Genomic DNA, 20,187 nt, shown 5'->3' on the forward strand with positions numbered 1-20,187 from the left:
AGATGGTGGTTCATCTTTATCTAAGGCAATGCTATTCGCTCCTAGGGATTTTAAATACAAATTAAACGTTAATTTTGTATATTCTTGCAATAGGGCAGGATTTGTTCCCCTAATGGAAAGTAGTTAAGTCAACAATCCTAGATATAAAATGCAGATATTTTAAGTATAAGCAAGGGCCATGTCAGAACATATTCATCAAGAATTCGTGCGTTTAGGAGAAATTTTTCGGAATAAACGAGAAGAAAAATCGTTATCGCTGAAGGATGTTGAGACGGCAACTTCTATTCGTTATTCCTGTTTAGAAGCTATAGAAACAGGATGTCTGGGGAAATTAATTTCTCCAATTTATGCTCAAGGATTTATAAAAAAATATGCCACATATTTAGGGCTAGATAGTGAACGTATCCTTCAAGAACATCCCTATGTGCTTAAAATCTTCAAAGAATTTTCAGAACATAATATGGAAATGTTGCTAGATCTTGAATCTCTAGGAGGAAGGAATTCCCCGGAAAAAGCAATTCGTAGTTGGTCAAACCTTTGGTGGGCAGGTCTTGTAGTTATGGGTGGGATTGTCATTTGGTGGTTAGGCTCTGCGCTTTCTATTTTTTAATCCCTGTATTTTCCCAAGAGATTAATTCTATATTCATGGAACATTATCCCATTATTTAGTTCAGGTGTATAGTAATTTTCTGATTTTTATCTTTTCTAAAAGCAAGCTTTTTAAATGAGTGAATGTATAAAGAAAGTAGTTAAGTGAAAATAGAACTACTTATTAAAAGCTATAAAAGGCAGAAAACATCCGCCTTTCATAGTTTTGATGTGATTTTTGTAAATCACCTAAATTAATAGAAATGTTTTTAGATGAAGCCTAGAGCTATTGTGTTGGCTTTTCCTGCTTGTTCTACCAGTTCTCGTTGAGAGTTTGGATCGAACCATTCCTCCTCCTCATCATCACTCTCTTCTGCTTGTGGCACTCTCCCGGTAGCACCTTCAGTAGCACCTCCGGTAGCACCTTCAGTAGCACCTCCGGTAGTACCATCAGTAGCACTCCCGACAGCACCTCCAGTAGCGCCTCTAAGAATAGCTCCAGCGGCATCTCCAGTGCCCCCGCCGACAGTACCTTTAATAATAATTTTAGGAATAACTCCTCCACTAGTAGAACCTTTAGGAGAAGAGCTATCTTTTCTAATTCTCGAACCATCAATACCATCCCCATCTTCATTCATAAAGGTGATAGAAGTCGTTCTAGAACGTAGACTAGGTCTAGTGTTTATGAAGTTAATGATTTGCATTAATAATGGCCATGTATCTTCAGGAGGATTACCCTTTTCATCTACAGGGACCAGTCTCAATGCAAGTAAGCTACAAAGGAGAAACTTTAGGAATGTCGATTTTGTTACTGTAAGCCCATAATTACCCTCTCCTACTTGATGTTGGAAACACGGACTCCCTAGTAGTAGGAAATAGAAGGCATTTTTTACTATGTTTGTAATTAAAGAAGCATCCTTACCTACATATTGGTTTCTTCCTGTTATTGCATTACGGCAAAGAATACCTTTTAGCTGACATTTCAATTTCTTCCATTTTACTGGTTGCATGAGAGTAGGAGCTGTTGCTGAGTGACCGGTAGTAATCCAAACATGAGTAGGAGTCTGTATTTGTACGCTATGGAATCCCATTCTAACAGCTTTTGTTTCTTCTCCTCCTATTTTAGGAAGAGATCCTTGAGAATCACTGATCTCAAAGAGTTCTTTTTGTAGGTGTTTACTGAAGAATTCCTGTATTTGTGTTTGAGCAGTTTTACAACACTGTTCTAAATGATCTCTTTCTTGATCAGTTAGAGTTCTTCCTAACAGAACGCTACTACAATCCAGACCTGATGCCTGTATTCCTACACCTGCTACGATGGGGCCGTAACGCTCTTGTAATTCCTTAAGAAATGCTGTGTCAGGATGTGGCATTTGGCCTTCATTATCATTTATAACACAAGCACATAGACATTGGAAACAATGAGATAGCCAGCTGGGGCAGTGACTTTCACACCAAGGAGAGCAGGAGTCTCTACAGTACCTAGCACCTTGTTGTGTATGCTGATTATCAATAAGTGAAGAAAGTAGATGACCTGCTTTTTGCATAGCTTCTAAGACACTCTCATCGCCCCCTTGAATGTTAAAGGATATATTTTGAGTTAGTTGCGGTTGCGAAGTGACAACAGGAGTAGATCCAGATGATTGATCCCTGTCTTCTTGTTGTGTTTGCTGATAATGACAACTGCAGCTGGGGAGAGGGAAGCACATATAATTCCTCGAAATGTTAAAAATGAGATGTCGTTTACATATTTATGTTATTTTTCCCTGGTCCATTTTTGATTAGTTCAGCAATTTTGTCCACGAATATGGCTACAAATCGTTGATTTTCAGCTTTTTATAAAAGTCAATTTTTGAATTGATGATAATTCAATATGTAAATTGAAATAGTTTAAGCTTGTTTTTTCGTTAGACGTTAGTCTCTGTCTGTTGCTATATTTTTCTACAAATCAATCAATTACTAATTAACTTTAGCATCGATTGTACTGTTGTACGTCTCTTTTTTTTGTAGAGTGATTCCTCTTGTATAAAAAATATGAGATCACATAGCAGATGCTTTAAAGTAAGTTTAGAGAAATGAAAGGATTTGTAAGAGAAAAATTTAGAACAATTTCTCTTATTTAATTGGAGTCATTAATTGTATAGCTGCAAAGAGTTTTGTTAACTTGCTTGCGTTAGCAAGAACTTCTTCTTGTCTGTGGATTTCATTATCCCCCTCATTATTCCTATCCTCCCTCTCTTGTTGTCGCACTTTTTCAGGTGCCTGATAGTCATCAGCAGGCGAGGATACTTGTCCTGATTGTGATTCTGAAGATATAACACTTGCTTGACGTGTCAGTGGTTTTTTAGATGTAGATGAGGATGTAGATGCAGACATAAGTGATGCTTCTGCACGACTTCGATATATTCTTTGTGCACTTAGGAAAATTTTCATAAAAGGATCGTCAGGATTTGCGATGTCTACTTGTGATTTTCCTGAAGAATCAACAGGGATATAGCCACAGCAAAGTAAGATTAACATGAGCAATCTTATAAAATCTTCCAGCTCATATGCAGGGCAACCGCCACTTTTGATTAAAGGAGAATTCGGTCCTGCAGAGATGGTAAGGAATTTTTCAAAGATCCAAACAATTAAGTGGGCTTTTTCAAAACCTAAAGTACCTATTTGTCCAGTGAGTAAAGACATTACTGTAAGATTGGAAAGAAATTTTTGAGCAATTTTTCCTTGATATTTGGATGCCGATGCCGGGCAAGGAATTCCTGTACCAATAGAACTGCTACGATCATCTTCGTCATTTGCTGATGAGCTTGCGTTTTTTTTGTGTCAATTAACCAACATGGGGGAGGGCTGGGTGTGTGTTCGGGGTTCGTCCATTGTTGAGATCCTATGATCCCTAAAAGAATAGGCAATACCTCTTGCAATGGTTGATTGTCTGGTATAGAAGAAAGTAAGGTATGAGCAAGTTCTTGAGAAAGACTTTGCATTCCTCCTGAGTATAGCCTTTTAGCTTCTTTACAAGCTTCTTCTAGTTGAGTTTGTTGCTCCTCTGTTAGTTGTTCTCCATTTTGCACCATTCTCCATAAATTTAAATCTACATTTGTTAGTGCTAGTCCCAAGGAAATAGGCCCATATAATTCCCGTAGTGTTTCAACAACTTCTGGAATATTACTTGTGCTTGTGCTTTCTATAATGCAGCATGCTTTGAAACAGTCACAAAACCATCTCCCAAAGGTTCCACAATGTCTTGAGAAAGGACCAGAACATTGATCATAACAAACAGTACACCCGCGTTGTGTTCGTGGATGCTCAATTATTGAGCTTACTAGCGAGACAATTTGGCTGACTTGTTCTGCTATGTTCACACCATCTCCCGCCCCTAATTGAATTGTTACTCCTCCCACATTTAGTCCTCCTGGTTGAGTAGTAACAACACTACTAGCAGCAACACTACTAGCAGCAGCACTACTAGTGGCAGCACTACTAGAAGCAGCACCACCTGGATTATCAGTTGTGGAGCTGGAGGTAGGATTTTCTTCATTATCGGTATTATCGTTTCCTGCTACTTTAGTAAACCGAAAAAAGGGAAAGCTGAGTGCCATACATTTCCTCCTTAGATTTTATAATTTTTTTCAGACAGCATAAACATCGAGATTCCTATGTTATTTCCGATATTTCCGTTGTATCGGGAAAATTGGGAAGAGGATTGTAAAATAATTTTTTTAAAATATCTATTTTAAAAAAATCACGGGAGGCCTATGGCTGGTGGCTTCCCATACTTGTTGCTAAGGTAGTCATTGGAATTTCCATGGAGTTAGGAATATGGAATTCAGTGATCTCATGTGAGTTTTTATCTAGTTTGATCTGTAGTCACTTGAAGGAATGATTTTTTCCTTTTGATTTAAAAACTCTTCATAGATGGATATATCTTTGTAGATATATGGAGAGGGTTTCTGTCTGTCATATTCTAATACTTTGGATTTGTGTTGAATGTTCTCTTATGAATGAGAAAATGTATTGAGATTGGGGTATGAAGTAGCCATTTTTAATTAAATTGTGTCTAGATTCATAGAGTTTTTAGTTAACAAATGGGATTTTATTGATAATACATTGCTTGGCAACAGAGGGTAATGTGTTTCTTGTGGTTAGCAATCAGGAAAGCAAGAAGTACAGTGCTCAGATATAATTAAAACTAGATTCTCTTAACGAAAAAAGTTAATATGGATCAAATAGCTCTTGGCATACTTTCAATCCCCCTGAAAATATGCTGAGAGCGCTTTTATTTATTTTTTAGAAGAGATGTTTTTTGTTTTTTTGATGCAAAAAACACAGGTAGATCTTTTCATGATATGTATAATTTCGCTGTAGTGTTTCTGCTATTTCCTGCTCTTGCTACTGTGTTTTCTATTTATGAAACTAGTACTGATGAGTAGAGACTTTCTACGATATCTAGGAGCAGTATTCTGCTCTTATTTAGATTGATTTGTAGTATATTAAATATAGAAGATTGGCTTTTGAGTGAGGTAGGCACTATTTTCATTAGCTGCTTGAAGGGGAATCTTCTATTACTTATGTCCTATAAGTACTGGGGATTAACAGGGAAGAAGGAATCTTTCAAGAAAAAGAAACTCGGAAGAGAAGGGATTCGAACCCCCGGTTCCCGCAAGAGAACTTCTGATTTCGAATCAGATGCATTCGACCACTCTGCCACTCTTCCATGCAATAATAGTTTAAGTTTTCTCTATTAGGAAATCAAGTTATCAACAATAATTTTCTTTTTTAAGGTATCTTGTTTATAATCAGCAGATTATATTTATTGCGTTATTCCTCTTTTCATGAAAAAAGAAACTATTAACTAGTATCTTTTTGATTATAAGAAAGATAGGGGTTGTTTTTTCTTGTTGCTTCTTCTAGTTTGAATATCTTATTGAGTTATCATTTCTATATAAGATCATTAGGTAAGGTTTGCATAATAAAAGCGTATCAAAAGTAGATTATTTGTTTTAAAATAAATTAAAGGCTTTTGTTTTTTTAATTTTTATTATGTCGCAGCCTCTATACACAAACAAGTTAATTGCAGAGAAATCTCCTTACCTACTTCTTTATGCTCATACGCCAGTAAATTGGTATCCATGGGGTAGTGAGGCTTTCGCTCTTGCACAGTCTCAAGATAAACCTATTTTTCTTTCTATAGGCTGTGCACATTCTCGTGGATGTCGAGTTATGCTTCAGGAAAGTTTTGTAAATCCTGAAGTTGCCGCAATGCTTAATGAATATTTCGTTAATATTAAAGTAGATAAGGAGGAATTACCTCACGTAGCTAATCTTTATTTTGATCTTGCACAGCTACTTGCTGTATCAGGAGAAGGGCCGAGTATCTCTTCTTGGCCTTTGAACGTATTTTTAACCCCAGATTTACTCCCCTTTTTTTCTGTGAATTATTTAAGTGCTGAAGAAAAATTAGGGATGCCCTCATTTTCTCAAATGATTGAAAGACTGTACGCTATGTGGGAAGATTGTGAAGAGAGAGAGATTCTCGTTCGGCAGGCACATAAAGTTATTGAAATTGCTTCTTTTATAGAAAAATGTTCCAAAAAAGAATTATTGGAAGAACAAGTTCTTTCCCAAACTGTAGCTGCCATCTATCGTGATATTGATCCCCATTATGGGGGGATCAAATCTTTTCCAAAGACCCCACCTGCCTTACTTATTCAATTCTTATTGCGTTATGGTATTGAATATCAAGATAGTCGTAGTTTATTTTTTGTAGATCGTTCATTGCATATGATGGCTAATGGAGGAATTTTTGATCATTTAGGGGGAGGATTTTATTGTTATACTATAGATGATAAATGGTTAATCCCTTGTTTTGAAAAACAACTAATTGATAATGCATTGTTGCTTTTAGATTACCTAGATGCTGGGATATGCTTAAATCAGCCTCGGTATCTATCTATTGCAAAACAAGTACTCCACTATGTGCTTACAGCATTGTATCACCCTGAAGTAGGTGCTTTTTATACTTCGGAACAGGGAGAGTCTTGGGGAACGTCAGGAAAGTATCTAGCATGGTCAGGAGAGGAAATCCGCGAAGTCTTAGGAGAAAGAGCAGATTTATTTTGTGAATATTTCGGGATTTCTAGAGAGGGGTTTTGCAATGGAAAAAACATTCTCCACATTCCTGATCATATTGACTTAGAAGAAATTGCTGAGAAATATCATTGCTCGGTTGAAGAATTCTTTGAAATTTTAGATAGACTAAAAGAAAAGTTACGCTTGCATAGAGAAACAAAGCTCCATTCGTTTAAAGATGACCAATGTTTGGCTTTTCATAACGGATGGATGGTTCATACTCTTGTGTGTGCTGGGAGAATGTTAGGAGAGCATCACTACATTGCTATAGCTCAAAAATGTGGGGAGTTTATTCGTAACCATTTATGTGCAAAGACAACGTTATTACGTAGATGGAAGGAAGGAGAAGCAAAATATTCTGCAGGTTTGGAAGATTATGGAGCAGTGATCTTGGGTTTTCTTTCTTTATATGAATCGGGATATGGAGCTCAATGGTTACTATTTGCTGAAGAACTCATGCAGGAAGTGTTAATTTTTTCCGTTCTGAGAGCGGAGGATTTTATACTACAGATGGTCGAGATGCTTATTTGCTGTTCCAACAAGAAAGTGTTTCCGATGGGGAAAGTATCTCTGGAAGCGCGTTGATTTGTCAAGCTTTGATTAAGCTGCATATGCTTACCGAGAAAAAACATTATTTGACTCATGCTGAGGACACTTTACAATTGAGTCAATCTCGTTGGCATACGCATAAATTTTCCTCTATGGGAAGTTTAATAGCAGCACAAACCTATTTTTCACGTAACCATAAAAAAATTCTTATTTCTCTCGCCCATGAAGAAGATCGCAGGATAATTTTATCTTATTTTTCCGGACTTTTTGCTCCTTATGTATCTTTAGTATGGATGAAACAAGGCGAGAGAGAGTTGCTAGAACGTCTTCTCCCTGAACATGAACATGTTCTCATTCCCAAAGAAGGCCAGAGTTCGTCGATTATTTGTGTTATTGAGCCTGGAATGGGAAGAAAATTTTCAAATATTGAAGATTTTTGCCTCTATTTAAAAGAGCAAACTTTGTAAATAGATTCCTTAGTTTTTTAGAAGGTTCTTCTCAAAGTGGCTAAAATTTTGGGAATTTCTTATATTGAATCCCAATATGAGGAACTATGGGGAGTAACAAGTTATGAAGAGCAGAATCTTGAGTATTTTTTCTCTAGTAGGTTTATGCTTCTCGGGACCTCTAATGGGAGATCCCTCTTTACTTTCTCCATCTTCCAGTTATTTAGAAACATCTCCGGAAGATCCCTCAGGAATTGCTATCCACGATCGGGTTTTATTTAAAGTTGATGAAAATACAGTAGTAACAACTTTAGATGTAATACAGAAATTAAATTTACTCTTTGCTTCCTCTTATCCTCATCTTTTGGATTCTTTTTCTGCACGCTCGCAGTATTATACTTCTATGTGGCCCATAGTTTTAGAGTCCGTTATTGATGAATTTCTTATGGTTGCAGATGCTAAATCTAAAAAGATTTTTATAGATCCTACAACAGTTAACCAAGAAATAGAAGCTATGTTTGGTAGGGATCTCTCTTCTTTTTATTTATATTTTGATATGACTCCTGAAGATATTTTTAATGTTGTTCATCGTACACTTGTTTCTCAAAGAGTCTTGGGAATGATGGTACGTTCGAAGGTTATGTTAAAGGTAACCCCAGGAAAAATTAGAGAACATTATAATGCATTGGCTGAAGAAGCTTCTAAAACCTCTGTCTGGAAATACCGCGTAATTACCGTTAAAGCATCCACAGAGTCTTTGGCTAGTCAAATTGCGGATAAAGTGTGCTCACAGTTGAATGAAACCCGTACATGGAATAAAGAGCGTCTTTATTCTCTAGTTCTTTCTCAGGGCGGACAATTAATGTATTCTGAAGAGTTTGTTCGTAATGATAAAGAGCTTTCGGATTCTCATAAAAATGAATTGCTGAGTGTTGATTATCCCCAGTGCATTTGTGGTCAGCCTAAACTATATAAATCCGGATATAAAATTCATGTGCTTTTAGATAAGTCTCCTATGGTAATGCAACCTCTGGAAGAATTAGAGATGCAGATTAAGCAAACCCTATTTATGAATTATGCAGTGGAAATAGAAGCTCAATATAAAGAAAAATTACGCTCGCGTTATGGTTTTGATAGTTCTATAATTGCCACACTGCTTTCTCAAGAAGCACCTCCATTATTTTCTCTACTTTAGGAGATCTTTTGTCACGTAGTTCCCCTGAACAGCTCATACGATTTTTAAAAGAAGTTCGTGGTCATCCAAAAAAGGGGTTGTCGCAAAATTTTTTAATTGATGGGAACATATTAAAAAAAATTCTAGAAGTCTCTTCCGTGCAGAAAGGAGATTGGGTATTAGAAATTGGCCCTGGGTATGGAGCTCTTACCGAGGTTTTGGTTAATCAGGGAGCTCACGTCATTGCACTAGAGAAGGATAGCATGTTTGAGGGAGCTCTTCGCTTTTTGTCCATAAATTTAAAAATTATCGATGCTTGTAAGTACCCTTTAACAAATTTATCTCAAGAAGGTTGGCAGGGGAAAGGACGTATTATTGCTAATCTTCCATATCACATTACTACGCCTTTATTAATAAAATTTTTTACAGAGACTCCTCATCAATGGAAGACAGTAACTGTGATGGTACAAGATGAAGTTGCTCGTCGTATCACAGCGCAGCCGGGAGGAAAAGATTATAGTGCTATTACAGTCTTCCTTAATTTCTTTGCTGATGTACACTATGCATTTAAGGTTAATCCAGGATGTTTTTTCCCAAAACCTCAAGTTGCTTCAGCTGTTGTTCACATGACAGTCAAAGATTCTTTTCCTCTGAAGGATCAGGATCATGCTGCATTTTTTACTCTCACAAGAACAGCATTTGGAAAAAGAAGAAAGTTTTTAGTTAATGCATTGAAAGATCTTTATCCTAAAGAAAAAGTTCTCCTTGCTCTTCAGAAGTTACATTTTTCCGAGAAAGTACGTCCAGAAATCTTATCATTACATGATTATTTAAATCTTTTTTATTTTCTCTCTCAATCTAGTCTATAAATTTCAAAACATTCTTTTAATAAAAAATAAATTAAAAGTTCACTTTTAATTATTTTTAAATCCAATTTTCTGAAAAAAAACAAGAAATAGAAAGAAGAACCTGATAATATCTCGTTCTGAAACGTAGGAAGGGAGGAATTTCTACTGTTTTTGAATTATAATTTTTTGAGATCAGGAGTATTGAAATGGAGTCTTGGTTATACCGTCTTACACCAAGTAAGCAAGTTCCGATTGCTTGCCTACCTATGCTATCTCCCGTAATGTTACAAGCAGATCAGTGCCTCCCCACACTTTATCTATCTCCATTTAGCCGTTGCTCTGAGGCTAAAGTTTTTGTAGCTTCATTAGTTGGGTAATGATCTAAGACTGAATATTAACATTCCCTATATTAAATCATACTCAAACTACTGAGAAAAGGTTGGGCGATTCTGAAATTAAAATGTGTCAGAATGCGTTTGGTCATAGTTTCCATATGTAAGCCCACCTTTTTCTGCAAACTTTCCTTATCACCATGAGCAATAAACATATCGGGAATTGAGAAATGTAAAACATCGACTTTAAATCCATATGTAGAGAGAAAGTCATTAAATTCTGATGCTAATCCTCCACGGATTGTATGCTCTTCAATGATCACAACTCGGGTGTGATGCATGAGTAAAACGCTAAATAAGTTATTATCAAAAGGTTTAATAAACACAGGATCAACAACAGTAGCAGAAATCCCATGAGTTAATAGGTCTGATTGTATCGAAAGAGCAACACTACACATATGCCCCAAGGAAATAATTAAAATATCCTCTCCTTGGATCAGGATTTCTCCTACTCCTGGAGTGCGGCGTGCTTTTAAATCCATAGATAAGGGATCGCTCTGAAGAGCGGGGATATTAGGATAGCGAATAGCTGTCGGAACATTCCAATGAATAGCGGAGAAAAGCAATTGTTTAAGAACAGCAGCGCTTCTAGGTTGGCAAATCACTATGTTTGGCATCATTCGTAAAATGCCTAAATCATAAATTCCATGATGGCTGCATCCATCAGCGTATGCTAAACCCGCACGATCAATAGCGAGAATCACAGGAAGGTTTTGCATACAAACATCATGAAAGACATTATCAATAGCACGTTGTAAAAATGTAGAGTAAATAGAGCAGATTACGGGGGTTTGTGTTTTTGCTATTCCCGCAGATAGAGTTACGGCATGCCCTTCGGCAATGCCCACATCAATAAAGCGTTCAGGAAATTTTTCTTTAAATTCTTCTAAACGTGATCCTAAAGACATGGCGGGAGTCACCACATGTAAATTAGGAACAATTTCTCCTAACTGGCATATGGTCTCACCAAAAATATCAGGATAAGTAGATGGGGGGCGAACTACAGGAAGGTGTGTGTTCTCTTCGGTAGTGGTGAAATTAGCAGATACTCCGTGGTATTTTGAGGGGTTTTCTTGAGCAATTTCCAGACCTTTGCCTTTAGTAGTACAGATATGCAAAAGAACTGGGAAAGGTAAATTTTGTACTTTACGTAGTACAGAAATTAATTTTTTAATGTTATGGCCATCAATAGGACCTACATATGCTAGGCTAAATTGTTCAAAAATAGGAATCGGACAAAATAAAGATTTTAAACATAAAGACAGTCGATGCCACTGTCTGGAAATACCACTGCCATAACGGGGAATCCGGATCAACCATTTATCCATGTTTTTAGAAAATAAACTCATCTTTGGATGGTGTATCCATCGTGAGAAACTTTGCGACATCGCACCTACATTTTGAGAAATCGACATATTATTATCATTCAGGATGACAATAAATTTTGATAAATCAGCATGGATATTATTCAAAGCTTCTAGGGTTAAACCACAAGAAAATGCCGCGTCACCAAGGATAGGAAGAATATGTGTTTGAGATTCTTTTGGTGTTGCCTTCGCCATACCTAAGGCTAGGGATAGTGCGTTGCCCGCATGTCCAGAGAAGAACAAATCGTGTGGACTTTCTAAGGGAGAAGTAAAGCCACTTAATCCATCATCATGACGAATACGATCAAATTGGATGTTATTCCTACCCGTAATGAGTTTGTGAGGATATGTTTGATGACCTACATCAAAAATAAATTTATCTTTGGGGGAAGAAAAAACATAGTGGAGGGCTATAGTTAATTCAATAATTCCCAGATTGGATGCTAGATGCCCTCCCGTTTGTTTTAGAACAGTGATGATTTTGTGACGCATTTGCTCAGCAAGAAGGGGAAGTTCACTGTAAGTTAATTTTTTTAAATCTTCAGGAGAAGATATTTGATTTAAAAGGGAAGTCGAGGTCATTGTTGTATATTTGGTACAAATGGTTGCAGAACAACTTGTCCTAGGGAGTCTTTTACGACCGCACCATTAGGTTGTAGAGAAAGAATATAACATTGTTGATTTTTAATAGAAAGATGGCCCATCCCTTGATGGATTAAATCTAATATTTTTTCATAAGTAGATAAAATATCCTCAAAAGATTCCAAATCCTCCAGTTGTTTCTGTGCAGTAGATAGTTCTCGAAATAGAGAGTTGAAATCTTGGAAGTAGCCCACGAATACTCCTCAAATTTTTAATGTGTATAAGGGACTTCCTCTAGGGAAGGGAAATCTTCCTTACGTTTTTCTGATAGCTGACGCACTCGTTCTTCAGCTTGCCGAATGCGTGACTCACAAATACGCATTAATGATTCTGCTTCTTCATAAAGCTGTAATGAGGTATCTAATGATGTTGTTGGCTGGCTCATCAAGTCAACAATCTCTTCCAACCTGTCCATAGCCTTTTCAAAGGGAATTTCTTCCATAATTTTAAGACTCTTAAATTTAACAATATTGCGTATCTTCTACAGAAAGAATAGCCTCTCCATCTTGCAGGCGCACTTTGACACGATGATGCTTACGCAAGCTTCTCGCAGAAATAATAGCGCAATTTTTATTAAAGTCAAAGAGCATAGCATATCCACGTTGTAAAACATGTTTAGGACTTAGTGAAAATAACTGCTTGCATATAGCGAGGTATTTCTCTTTGTTTCTTTCTATATTTTGATGCAGTTTTAGATAGAGAGTATCGTCATAAAACATGATATTCGTTTTACAGGCATTCAGTTGATTAGTAATCAAGATAACTATTCGTTTATCTATATTTGTTAGAGATTGCCTTCCTTGAAAGATTTTTTGATTTAGACAAAGAGCCCTGTGGGATAACTGTTTTTGTTTATAATTTAGAAAATAGAAAGAGCTTTGTAATCGTTGGCGTAGGGCACGGCATATCTGAAGATTCCAAAGAAAAAGTTTATGAGAAAAGGGATGTTCCCTATTGAGAGAGATAAGATTTCTTTTAATATGAAAATAACGATGCTTCCAATTGAACAATTGATTACACATACTTGCGTGTAGCATGCGAGAAACATCATGAAGACGTTGGTTGATACGCTGTAAGAAATTATTTTGCAACCAGCGTGAGGATTGCTTATAGCTTTGTATAGATTGTAGCAGTTTTGCTTGCATTAATCTATCAGCAGCTTGTCTTAAGTAATCTAAGGATTGTTGGGAAGAATGAAACAAATCTATACGATCTAATTGACGTCTCCATTGGAGGAGTTGTTGTGTTTTTGCAGAGAGAAATTGTTGTGCATGCGTGTGTAAGTAATTTAGAGAGTTTTGTAGTGCGTGTAGAAGTTGTTCACTACTTTGGCAAACAATTTCGGCTGCTGCTGAGGGAGTAGGAGCACGGACATCAGCAGCAAAATCACATAATGTATAATCAGTTTCATGGCCTACAGCAGAGATAATTGGTAGAGTACTTGTTGCTACCGCTTTTACAAGAATTTCTTCATTAAATGCCCAGAGATCTTCAATACTCCCTCCGCCACGCGCTAAGATAAGAACATCAGCTAAGTTCTCTTCGTTCATTACTTCAATAGCTTTTGTGATTTCTTTTGCTGCGGTTTCTCCCTGAACAGTTACGGGGTAGAGTAGTAATTTGTATTGGTGACAACGACGAGAAAGAATACGCAGAATATCCTGAATTACTGCCCCTGTCGGACTAGTAATCACACCAATACGCTGGGGTAAATTAGGTAAGGCGCGTTTTCTTTCTTGAGAGAAGTATCCTGCAGAAGCTAAGCGCTTTTTTGTTTCCTCTAGTTTTTGTACCAGATCTCCTTCTCCAGCATAAATCAAAGCATGAGCAATAATTTGGTATTGTCCTCTAGGAGCATAGACAGCAAGTTTCCCATGAAGAATAACAAAGTCTCCGTCTTTGGGGTGACGATCAAAATATCGACTTTTGAAATGGAAGAAAGCCCCATGAAGAAAGGATTTATTGTCTTTAATACCAAAATATAAATGTCCACTAGATTGCAAAGAGACGTTACTGAGTTCTCCTTTAACCACAATCTGACAGAAATTTGATTCTAAAAGGTTTTTTATGGATTCAGTAAGAGTTGTTACTGCTTGAGGTGGAGACGATGGAAACATGAATAGCAGGGTATTGTAAGGTTTCGCATTTTATTTATTCTTAAAATACTTTAGTTTCTTATTTATCAAGAAGCTTAATTTTCTTTACCTTTCTTCAATCAAGAACATAAGGATGAATTGATGGGACGAGAGCGTTATATTTTTGGTAATTGGAAAATGAACAAAACTTCTCAGGAAGCGAAGGAGTATTTCTCAATTTTCTGTTCTTTAGTACAAGATATACAAACACCTGTTATTGGTATTGCTCCACCATTCACTGCTTTGCATACATGTTTTCAGAGTTTACATTCTCAGGAATCCTCTGTTTTGTTGGGAGCACAGAATCTTCATCAAGAGATGGCCGGAGCATTTACAGGAGAGGTGTCTTTGCCTATGCTTAAGGAATTTGGTGTTCAATTCGTTTTAATCGGCCATTCGGAACGACGACATATTTTTCATGAAGATGATGCAACGATAGCATTGAAAGTAAGCGCTACAGCTCGTGGAGGAATGATTCCTGTTTTATGCGTAGGGGAGACATTAGTAGATAAAGAAGAGGGAAGAACACAAGAGGTGTTATCCAATCAATTGGTTTTAGGACTTTCGCAGCTCCCAGAAATCTCTTCTATTATTATTGCTTATGAACCTACATGGGCTATTGGTACTGGAAAGGTAGCATCAACTACAGATGTGCAGGAGGCTCATGTTTTTTGTCGTCAAGTGATATCGCGAATTTTCTCTAAAGAAAAAGCAGAGACAGTGTCTATCCTTTATGGAGGTTCTGTGAAAGAGGATAATGCTAGAGGGTTTGCTGCTTGTCCCGATGTTGATGGCCTGTTGGTGGGGGGAGCCTCTATAGATCCTAAGGGGTTTTCTCGTGTAATTGGGCAGTTTCTCCTCTAATTTATGCGATTAGATAAATTCAAATTTTTTTTGTGATTCTGTGAAGAATACGAGAATATGCTATGTGATTTTTTATGATTTTTTTATTATTTAATGCAGAACTCTACTTTTTTCATTATCTTTTCTGTATAAAAGGATGAGTAACTTTTCAAAAAGGATTTTAGGAGAGCACTGTGGTTGGCTTATTTTATACATTTCTATTTTTTTTCTTATCTTATGTGTATTTCTTTGCGGTTTAATCCTGATTCAGGAAAGTAAAAGCATGGGATTGGGTTCTTCCTTTGGTGTGGATTCAGGTGATTCCATGTTTGGTGTTTCTACACCAGACGTCTTAAAAAAAGTTACTACTTGGCTTGCTATTATATTTTGCTGTGGTTGTTTGTTTTTATCTTTCGCTACAAATTATCTAGGGAAAAATTTCCGAGCACATGTCCCCTCGATTTCTGAGGAGAATCTTTATGAAGGACAAGAGCCTTCTCAAGAATAAGCGTTTCTGTTCTTATTTTTATTATGGAGAGGTTCTTGCACATTTCTCTATGATATGTTTTACAAATAGTCCCTATTTTTCTTGGATTTTAAAATACTATCTAGATTCATAAATTGGGATTCCTTGCCTCCTTCTATAATTGAATATAGAAGTGGTTTTTATCTAGTAAGAGCATTTCTTAACTACGTTTAGGCTTGTCTAATTTGAGATAAAAGAAGAATCGTTTGTCTGCTTCACGTTTTTCATATACAGAATATAACCGCCAATGCTCAAAAATTTTAGTTCCCAAAGTCATTTGGTATTCTAAATAATTTGGTGTATTGGTGTGATGCCATCCATAGCGTAGGATAAGGTGATAGTGCCAACAGGGATGGGGGCGTAAAAATACTTTACCTAAGAGGAAATTACGGCGAGAAGATAAAGGAGAGTTCAGTAGTTCCTCGAGAGGGCGGCTAACATCAAGAATATAATTTTCTTTATCGCATTTTCTTAACCCATACTTACTTCTATGTAAGAATTCTAGGGTAACAGCCATGTGATCGTTGCCCACCCACTGCCAAATAAGATTCATGTGATCCCAACGATGTTTTTTCCAGATCCATTCAGCATCTAATGAGAAAGTATTTTTTGATCCTAAGGGGAAGAAAATAGTACATGCAGTTTTAGGGAATGTAGCTTTTGCGAAGGAGTTCTTGAAAATATGTGTAGTCCAAATTTTTGCAGTTATTTGTGATTGCGTAGACATCCTATGGGATAGGAAGGATTCCATTCCTAATTTAATTAGGTACAATGAAGAAAAAGCATCTTGAATAGAAAAGATATAATGCTCGTTGTTTTTCATTAAAGGACGCGAGGCTAATGTACAAGAAACAAAGGGTTCGATAACATGTTTTGTCTGCATATAATTTTTATATGCTGAAAAACGGTAATCTAGATGTATTTTAGCAGAAGCTTGGCCATGTCGGGTGGATTCTCGAGGGACAGAACTATAGTAAATTGCGGATGCTGAGATTGTGGGGGTTAATGTTCCTAAAATTAAAGGAAAAGCTCGGTATAGTTTAGGAGAAACTATTGCACGTAATGAGGAAAAATCCTTCCCTGGGATGTTATTACTAAAAGCAAAGTTGAAGTACCCACATTCTAAAAAGTTTTCAAAATATAATCCTGTATTTTTGATATTAATAGGGTGTTGTTGTAGTGACAAACAGGGGAGTGCTTGATTAACATTTTGAAAGGAGTTGACTTTTACAGAAGAAAACAGATTGCCGTTGAATACAGCATCTCGCCACGTAAGACGAGCTTGTGTAGGACCTGTATTTTTTAAAGAAAAATTATTAGGGAAAATATCCGCAACTGTTTCCCAACTATCGCTTATATGGTACTCTCCAGAAAGAACAGCTTGGTGTTTCTCTAAAGAAAAATCTCCATGAAAGCGATAACGATCCCGAGGTTCTGGCATGTCAATTGCTAAGCGATGGGCATAGTAGCTTTTCATATTAAAGACATTTTCAGGATGTTCTTTCTGAGAGAAATGTATGTTATAGCCAATACCAATGCCATGTTTGAAAAAGCTGTCTAGGAAGAACGTAGATGAAAAATGCTTTTTAGAAATAGGGGAATAGCTGACTCCTAAATATGACCCCAAAAATCCACCAGTTCCTCCACGAAAGTTAATAGGAGGTTTGGGGATCTCCATAGGCATAATAGAAAATGTCGGGAAAAACATTAACGGAATATTACAGAGACTAAATGTTGTTTTCCCTATAGATAAAACTCCATCGGACGAATATTCTAAGTAGTCTCCGGATAGACAAATGTGCTTATTAGGGCCTTCAGAAGTAGAGATATATCCCTTATGAATAATAAGAGTTTCAGGAGTTAGGGTAATCATAGAACCACCTAGAAACCAGGGATAAAGAGCAAATCTACCGTTGGTTAATAGACAAGAATCAGTATCTTCGTAATATTCTAAGTAATCACAGATTAACGTTTTTCCTCGATAGTTGACCATGATGTTCCCATGAGCAATTAACTTGAGACCGCGATCGGGAACGTTATCTACATAAGCACGATTTGCTTGTATACGAAGATTATTATGGATGTTTAATACACCATCTTTAATGTCTAGAGTTCCTGACAATCCTTTGAAATGACTTAAGTAAGATACCTTTTTCTTTGCAGCTTCTTTATGCGTAAGTGCTTCTACATGGAAGTTATAGAGCAGAAAAAAGGGGAGAAGAACATAAAGGAAGCTGTGTTTCATATTTGCCTTTATTCGATGATTTTCATAAGTAGTCCGGCTAAAATATGACGATTTTTAGCTTGTATTTGTGTCATTAACTGAATTAGCAGACGGATATCATCATGATTTTTAGATGACACAAGAGCCTCTAGAATGTCTAACATGAGTTTAGCTCGTATTTCAGGAGAGATTTGATATCTTAAGTAGGGAGAGTCAGGATGCGACTGACCATCTTCCGTGTCAATAAATAAGAGAGTTTCCGTTATAAGTTCCTGAGCATAATGATGTAAAGAAAGTTTATTTTTAGGATCTTTAGTAAGATTATATAATGCAAGATGCGCATAGGCACGAATAATTGGTTCTCCAGGTAGCTGAGCAGCTTGATTTAAGATTTCTAATGCTTGTTGATGAGAAGAGTGAGATAAAAATGTAATTGCTTTGGCTGCAAGAGAAGTTTTCTGACTCTTGAGTATTCTTTTTATGTAAGAGAGATAAGCTTCTTTAGGTAGCTCAAGTAGAGATATAAGAATCTGTTCTTCAGTAGATTGAAGTGTGGATAATGCTTTCGCTCGCTCTACAGGATGTGTTGGAAGAATCAAGTTTCTACATTTCCAAGCTTGTGTAGCGCGTCCAGGGGAAAATATAGGGAAAAGAGCTCGGTTTTGGTTTGGTTGTGTTAGCCATTCCGTCATGAAATCCAACAGATGAGGATGATCGCATCCTAAATGAATTAACGTGAGAGCAGCATTAATCTTAACGTCAAGATTGGAAGTTCCGAGAAATAAAGGAAGAATAAGAGGAATACCTACCTCTTTAGATAATAAACGGGCAGTGTAGATAGCATAACAGCGTTCTTCTTGTATTTGTTTTATAAAAATAGGAAGAGCTTCTTCTTCTTTTCCTAAAGCAAGAAGAGCTTGCGCAGCAGCTAAGGAAATATCGGGATTTTGTTTTTCAGAAAGAGATTTGATTATACGGTAGCTTTGACCATCTTTAAGCATGCCCAAGGCATAAATAGCAGCTTCACAATCTAGAGGAGATGCACTTGTTAATAGATTTCTTAATGTGGGGAGAAAACGTTTTTGACGATATTCTCCGATCATTAGTGTTACATAATTTCGTGTTGTGCTTTTAGGAGAAGATAGAAGTTGACGAATATAGGTATCTGCTTCTTCTGTCTCCAATTTTAAAAAAATAGCGGCTGCAACACATCGAATGTCTTCAGGAAGTTTATGAATAAATGCATGTAAGTAATCAATGACCTTGATGTTTTTTCGACTAGCAAGGCGATAAGCAGCTTCTAAACGAATAATTGGATAGGGAGAAGATAAAGCTTGAAATAGAAGCTCATCAGCAGAGTTTCCTAGATGTTGCGATACAGCAGATAAAACGAATAGTTGTTGCAAAGGATCATCAATATACATAGCTTGGGAGAGAATATCTAAAGCTTCTGATGAACCTATGAGTCCAGCGCCTACAATAGTACTTTTACGAATATAAGGATCCGTGGATTGTAGGCCTTGCCTTAAACAATTTATAGCGATTGTTCTTAATAATCCAAAGTCATGTTCACCATAAACATCCAAAGCTTCTAAGTAAGAAATAAGTGATTGTTCTACAGATTTTTGACTAGCATAAAGAATTTTATGACTCACAGTCTCTGGGAAGTTTCCAAATACTATTCCAGAAAAACTTAATGAGAATCCCAGAGCTAAGATTAAATGAGATAATCCCATAAGTTAATACCAAACTCTAAAAGAAGACGTTGTAATGTTTTAATAGGAAGACCTTGTACATTATAAGTACAGCCTGTAATGCTATGGAGAATGAGTCCTCCACCGTCCTGAATGCTGTATCCTCCACATTTATCTAAAGAAGAAAAAGCTCTTACATATTTTTCTAAGTATTCTTCTGGAAGCTGTGAGAAGGTAACTTGTGTGATTTCATGCCCTGTGATGAGTTTGTGTTCCTTAAGCAAAGCTAAACTAGTAATTACAGAATGCGTTTGATTGCTTAACGTTTTTAACATAGCAATTGCTTCTTCATAAGAAGCAGGTTTATTAAAGATTTTTCCTTTATAAACAACAATAGTATCTGCAGTAAGAATTAATCCTTTTGGGTTGTGAGTGGCTTGTATAGTTTTAGCTTTACCAATCGCTAATGTTTGGGAGTATGCTATCGGATCACCATGATAAGTGACAGCTTGTTCATCAAAACACGATGATATGCATGTAAAAGGAATGCGAAAGTATTGCAGGATAGACTTTCTTCGTGGAGAAGAAGAACCAAGGATAAGATGTGGTTCCATGTGTCCTCAAGAAAAA

The 20,187-nt window shown here is 36.6% G+C and carries 15 protein-coding genes, 1 tRNA gene and 2 pseudogenes; 7 read left to right on the forward strand and 11 right to left on the reverse strand.

Translation table 11 applies throughout. The features are described 5' to 3' along the window. Positions 1-178 precede the first annotated feature (178 nt). Positions 179-610 carry a helix-turn-helix domain-containing protein gene (locus tag RT28_RS00525; protein ID WP_020355992.1) on the forward strand — a complete coding sequence of 144 codons (432 nt, stop codon included), beginning with the start codon at positions 179-181 and terminating at the stop codon, positions 608-610. A gap of 247 nt (positions 611-857) precedes the next feature. Here the strand turns inward: RT28_RS00525 and RT28_RS00530 are convergent, their stop codons facing one another. The 4 genes from RT28_RS00530 to RT28_RS00540 all read right to left on the reverse strand — a co-directional run bounded on the left by RT28_RS00530 (position 858) and on the right by RT28_RS00540 (position 5,302). Continuing rightward, positions 858-2,297 (reverse strand): hypothetical protein, encoded by a 1,440-nt coding sequence (locus RT28_RS00530; RefSeq protein WP_038500106.1) that lies wholly within the window; start codon positions 2,295-2,297, stop codon positions 858-860. Between the two features lie 406 nt (positions 2,298-2,703). Further along, positions 2,704-3,273: a hypothetical protein gene (locus tag RT28_RS04955; protein WP_240991517.1), complete on the reverse strand. Its 570-nt coding sequence runs from the start codon at positions 3,271-3,273 to the stop codon at positions 2,704-2,706. Continuing rightward, the gene (locus RT28_RS04960; RefSeq protein WP_240991518.1) at positions 3,273-4,187 is read right to left on the reverse strand and encodes a hypothetical protein; all 915 of its coding nucleotides are present in this window, start codon (positions 4,185-4,187) and stop codon (positions 3,273-3,275) included. Before RT28_RS04960 ends, RT28_RS04955 begins: the two co-directional genes overlap by 1 nt. A gap of 1,028 nt (positions 4,188-5,215) precedes the next feature. Continuing rightward, a tRNA-Ser gene (locus tag RT28_RS00540) sits at positions 5,216-5,302 on the reverse strand. A 326-nt stretch (positions 5,303-5,628) separates the two neighbouring features. On the opposite strand from RT28_RS00540, the pseudogene RT28_RS00545 reads away from it, so the two are divergent. The 4 genes and pseudogenes from RT28_RS00545 to RT28_RS04880 all read left to right on the forward strand — a co-directional run bounded on the left by RT28_RS00545 (position 5,629) and on the right by RT28_RS04880 (position 10,111). Beyond that, positions 5,629-7,733: pseudogene (locus tag RT28_RS00545) on the forward strand (thioredoxin domain-containing protein). 103 nt (positions 7,734-7,836) lie between these two features. Continuing rightward, a complete protein-coding gene (locus tag RT28_RS00550) occupies positions 7,837-8,907 on the forward strand; it encodes a hypothetical protein (RefSeq protein WP_038500109.1) in 1,071 nt (356 codons plus the stop codon). Positions 8,908-8,915: 8 nt separating this feature from the next. Then, entirely contained in the window at positions 8,916-9,755 is an 840-nt protein-coding gene (gene rsmA / locus RT28_RS00555; RefSeq protein ID WP_038500111.1) for a 16S rRNA (adenine(1518)-N(6)/adenine(1519)-N(6))-dimethyltransferase RsmA, read from the forward strand. 185 nt (positions 9,756-9,940) lie between these two features. Next, positions 9,941-10,111 (forward strand): hypothetical protein, encoded by a 171-nt coding sequence (locus RT28_RS04880; RefSeq protein ID WP_020356002.1) that lies wholly within the window; start codon positions 9,941-9,943, stop codon positions 10,109-10,111. 32 nt (positions 10,112-10,143) lie between these two features. On the opposite strand, the gene RT28_RS00560 is transcribed toward RT28_RS04880, so the two are convergent. The 4 genes from RT28_RS00560 to xseA are packed head-to-tail and all read right to left on the reverse strand — an operon-like array spanning position 10,144 to position 14,252. Further along, complete coding sequence (locus RT28_RS00560) at positions 10,144-12,075, reverse strand: 1-deoxy-D-xylulose-5-phosphate synthase (protein ID WP_038500113.1); 1,932 nt, start codon at positions 12,073-12,075, stop codon at positions 10,144-10,146. Further along, entirely contained in the window at positions 12,072-12,329 is a 258-nt protein-coding gene (locus tag RT28_RS00565; RefSeq protein WP_020356004.1) for a hypothetical protein, read from the reverse strand. The genes RT28_RS00560 and RT28_RS00565 overlap by 4 nt, the downstream gene beginning before the upstream one ends. Before the next feature lie 17 nt (positions 12,330-12,346). Next, positions 12,347-12,577, reverse strand: coding sequence for an exodeoxyribonuclease VII small subunit (locus RT28_RS00570; protein WP_020356005.1), 231 nt, complete (start codon positions 12,575-12,577; stop codon positions 12,347-12,349). A gap of 19 nt (positions 12,578-12,596) precedes the next feature. Then, complete coding sequence (gene xseA / locus RT28_RS00575; RefSeq protein ID WP_020356006.1) at positions 12,597-14,252, reverse strand: exodeoxyribonuclease VII large subunit; 1,656 nt, start codon at positions 14,250-14,252, stop codon at positions 12,597-12,599. A gap of 120 nt (positions 14,253-14,372) precedes the next feature. Between xseA and tpiA the strand changes: the two genes are divergently transcribed. Together tpiA and secG are read left to right on the forward strand one after the other, a co-directional pair. Then, positions 14,373-15,134: a triose-phosphate isomerase gene (gene tpiA / locus RT28_RS00580; RefSeq protein WP_038500115.1), complete on the forward strand. Its 762-nt coding sequence runs from the start codon at positions 14,373-14,375 to the stop codon at positions 15,132-15,134. A gap of 173 nt (positions 15,135-15,307) precedes the next feature. Beyond that, a pseudogene (gene secG / locus RT28_RS04885) lies at positions 15,308-15,621 on the forward strand (preprotein translocase subunit SecG). 178 nt (positions 15,622-15,799) lie between these two features. Here secG and RT28_RS00590 read toward each other — a convergent pair. Genes RT28_RS00590 through RT28_RS00600 form a run of 3 tightly spaced genes read right to left on the reverse strand, consistent with a single transcriptional unit; the run spans position 15,800 to position 20,171 of the window. After that, positions 15,800-17,884, reverse strand: a complete 2,085-nt coding sequence (locus tag RT28_RS00590; RefSeq protein WP_038500117.1) for a CT351 family outer membrane beta-barrel protein — start codon at positions 17,882-17,884, stop codon at positions 15,800-15,802. A gap of 8 nt (positions 17,885-17,892) precedes the next feature. Then, positions 17,893-19,599 (reverse strand): HEAT repeat domain-containing protein, encoded by a 1,707-nt coding sequence (locus RT28_RS00595; RefSeq protein ID WP_038500119.1) that lies wholly within the window; start codon positions 19,597-19,599, stop codon positions 17,893-17,895. Further along, a complete protein-coding gene (locus tag RT28_RS00600; RefSeq protein ID WP_038500122.1) occupies positions 19,581-20,171 on the reverse strand; it encodes a Maf-like protein in 591 nt (196 codons plus the stop codon). The genes RT28_RS00595 and RT28_RS00600 overlap by 19 nt, the downstream gene beginning before the upstream one ends. Between the last annotated feature and the right edge of the window lie 16 nt (positions 20,172-20,187).

It is taken from the genome of Chlamydia avium 10DC88 (genome assembly GCF_000583875.1).
GTDB lineage: Bacteria > Chlamydiota > Chlamydiia > Chlamydiales > Chlamydiaceae > Chlamydia > Chlamydia avium.

Coding starts and splice junctions, on each gene's coding strand:
- RT28_RS00525 (WP_020355992.1), top strand. CDS start 179: ATGTCAGAACATATTCATCAAGAATTCGTGCGTTTAGGAGAAATTTTT.
- RT28_RS00530 (WP_038500106.1), bottom strand. CDS start 2,297: ATGTGCTTCCCTCTCCCCAGCTGCAGTTGTCATTATCAGCAAACACAA.
- RT28_RS04955 (WP_240991517.1), bottom strand. CDS start 3,273: ATGTCTTTACTCACTGGACAAATAGGTACTTTAGGTTTTGAAAAAGCC.
- RT28_RS04960 (WP_240991518.1), bottom strand. CDS start 4,187: ATGGCACTCAGCTTTCCCTTTTTTCGGTTTACTAAAGTAGCAGGAAAC.
- RT28_RS00550 (WP_038500109.1), top strand. CDS start 7,837: ATGAAGAGCAGAATCTTGAGTATTTTTTCTCTAGTAGGTTTATGCTTC.
- RT28_RS04880 (WP_020356002.1), top strand. CDS start 9,941: ATGGAGTCTTGGTTATACCGTCTTACACCAAGTAAGCAAGTTCCGATT.
- RT28_RS00560 (WP_038500113.1), bottom strand. CDS start 12,075: ATGACCTCGACTTCCCTTTTAAATCAAATATCTTCTCCTGAAGATTTA.
- RT28_RS00570 (WP_020356005.1), bottom strand. CDS start 12,577: ATGGAAGAAATTCCCTTTGAAAAGGCTATGGACAGGTTGGAAGAGATT.
- xseA (WP_020356006.1), bottom strand. CDS start 14,252: ATGTTTCCATCGTCTCCACCTCAAGCAGTAACAACTCTTACTGAATCC.
- tpiA (WP_038500115.1), top strand. CDS start 14,373: ATGGGACGAGAGCGTTATATTTTTGGTAATTGGAAAATGAACAAAACT.
- RT28_RS00590 (WP_038500117.1), bottom strand. CDS start 17,884: ATGAAACACAGCTTCCTTTATGTTCTTCTCCCCTTTTTTCTGCTCTAT.
- RT28_RS00595 (WP_038500119.1), bottom strand. CDS start 19,599: ATGGGATTATCTCATTTAATCTTAGCTCTGGGATTCTCATTAAGTTTT.
- RT28_RS00600 (WP_038500122.1), bottom strand. CDS start 20,171: ATGGAACCACATCTTATCCTTGGTTCTTCTTCTCCACGAAGAAAGTCT.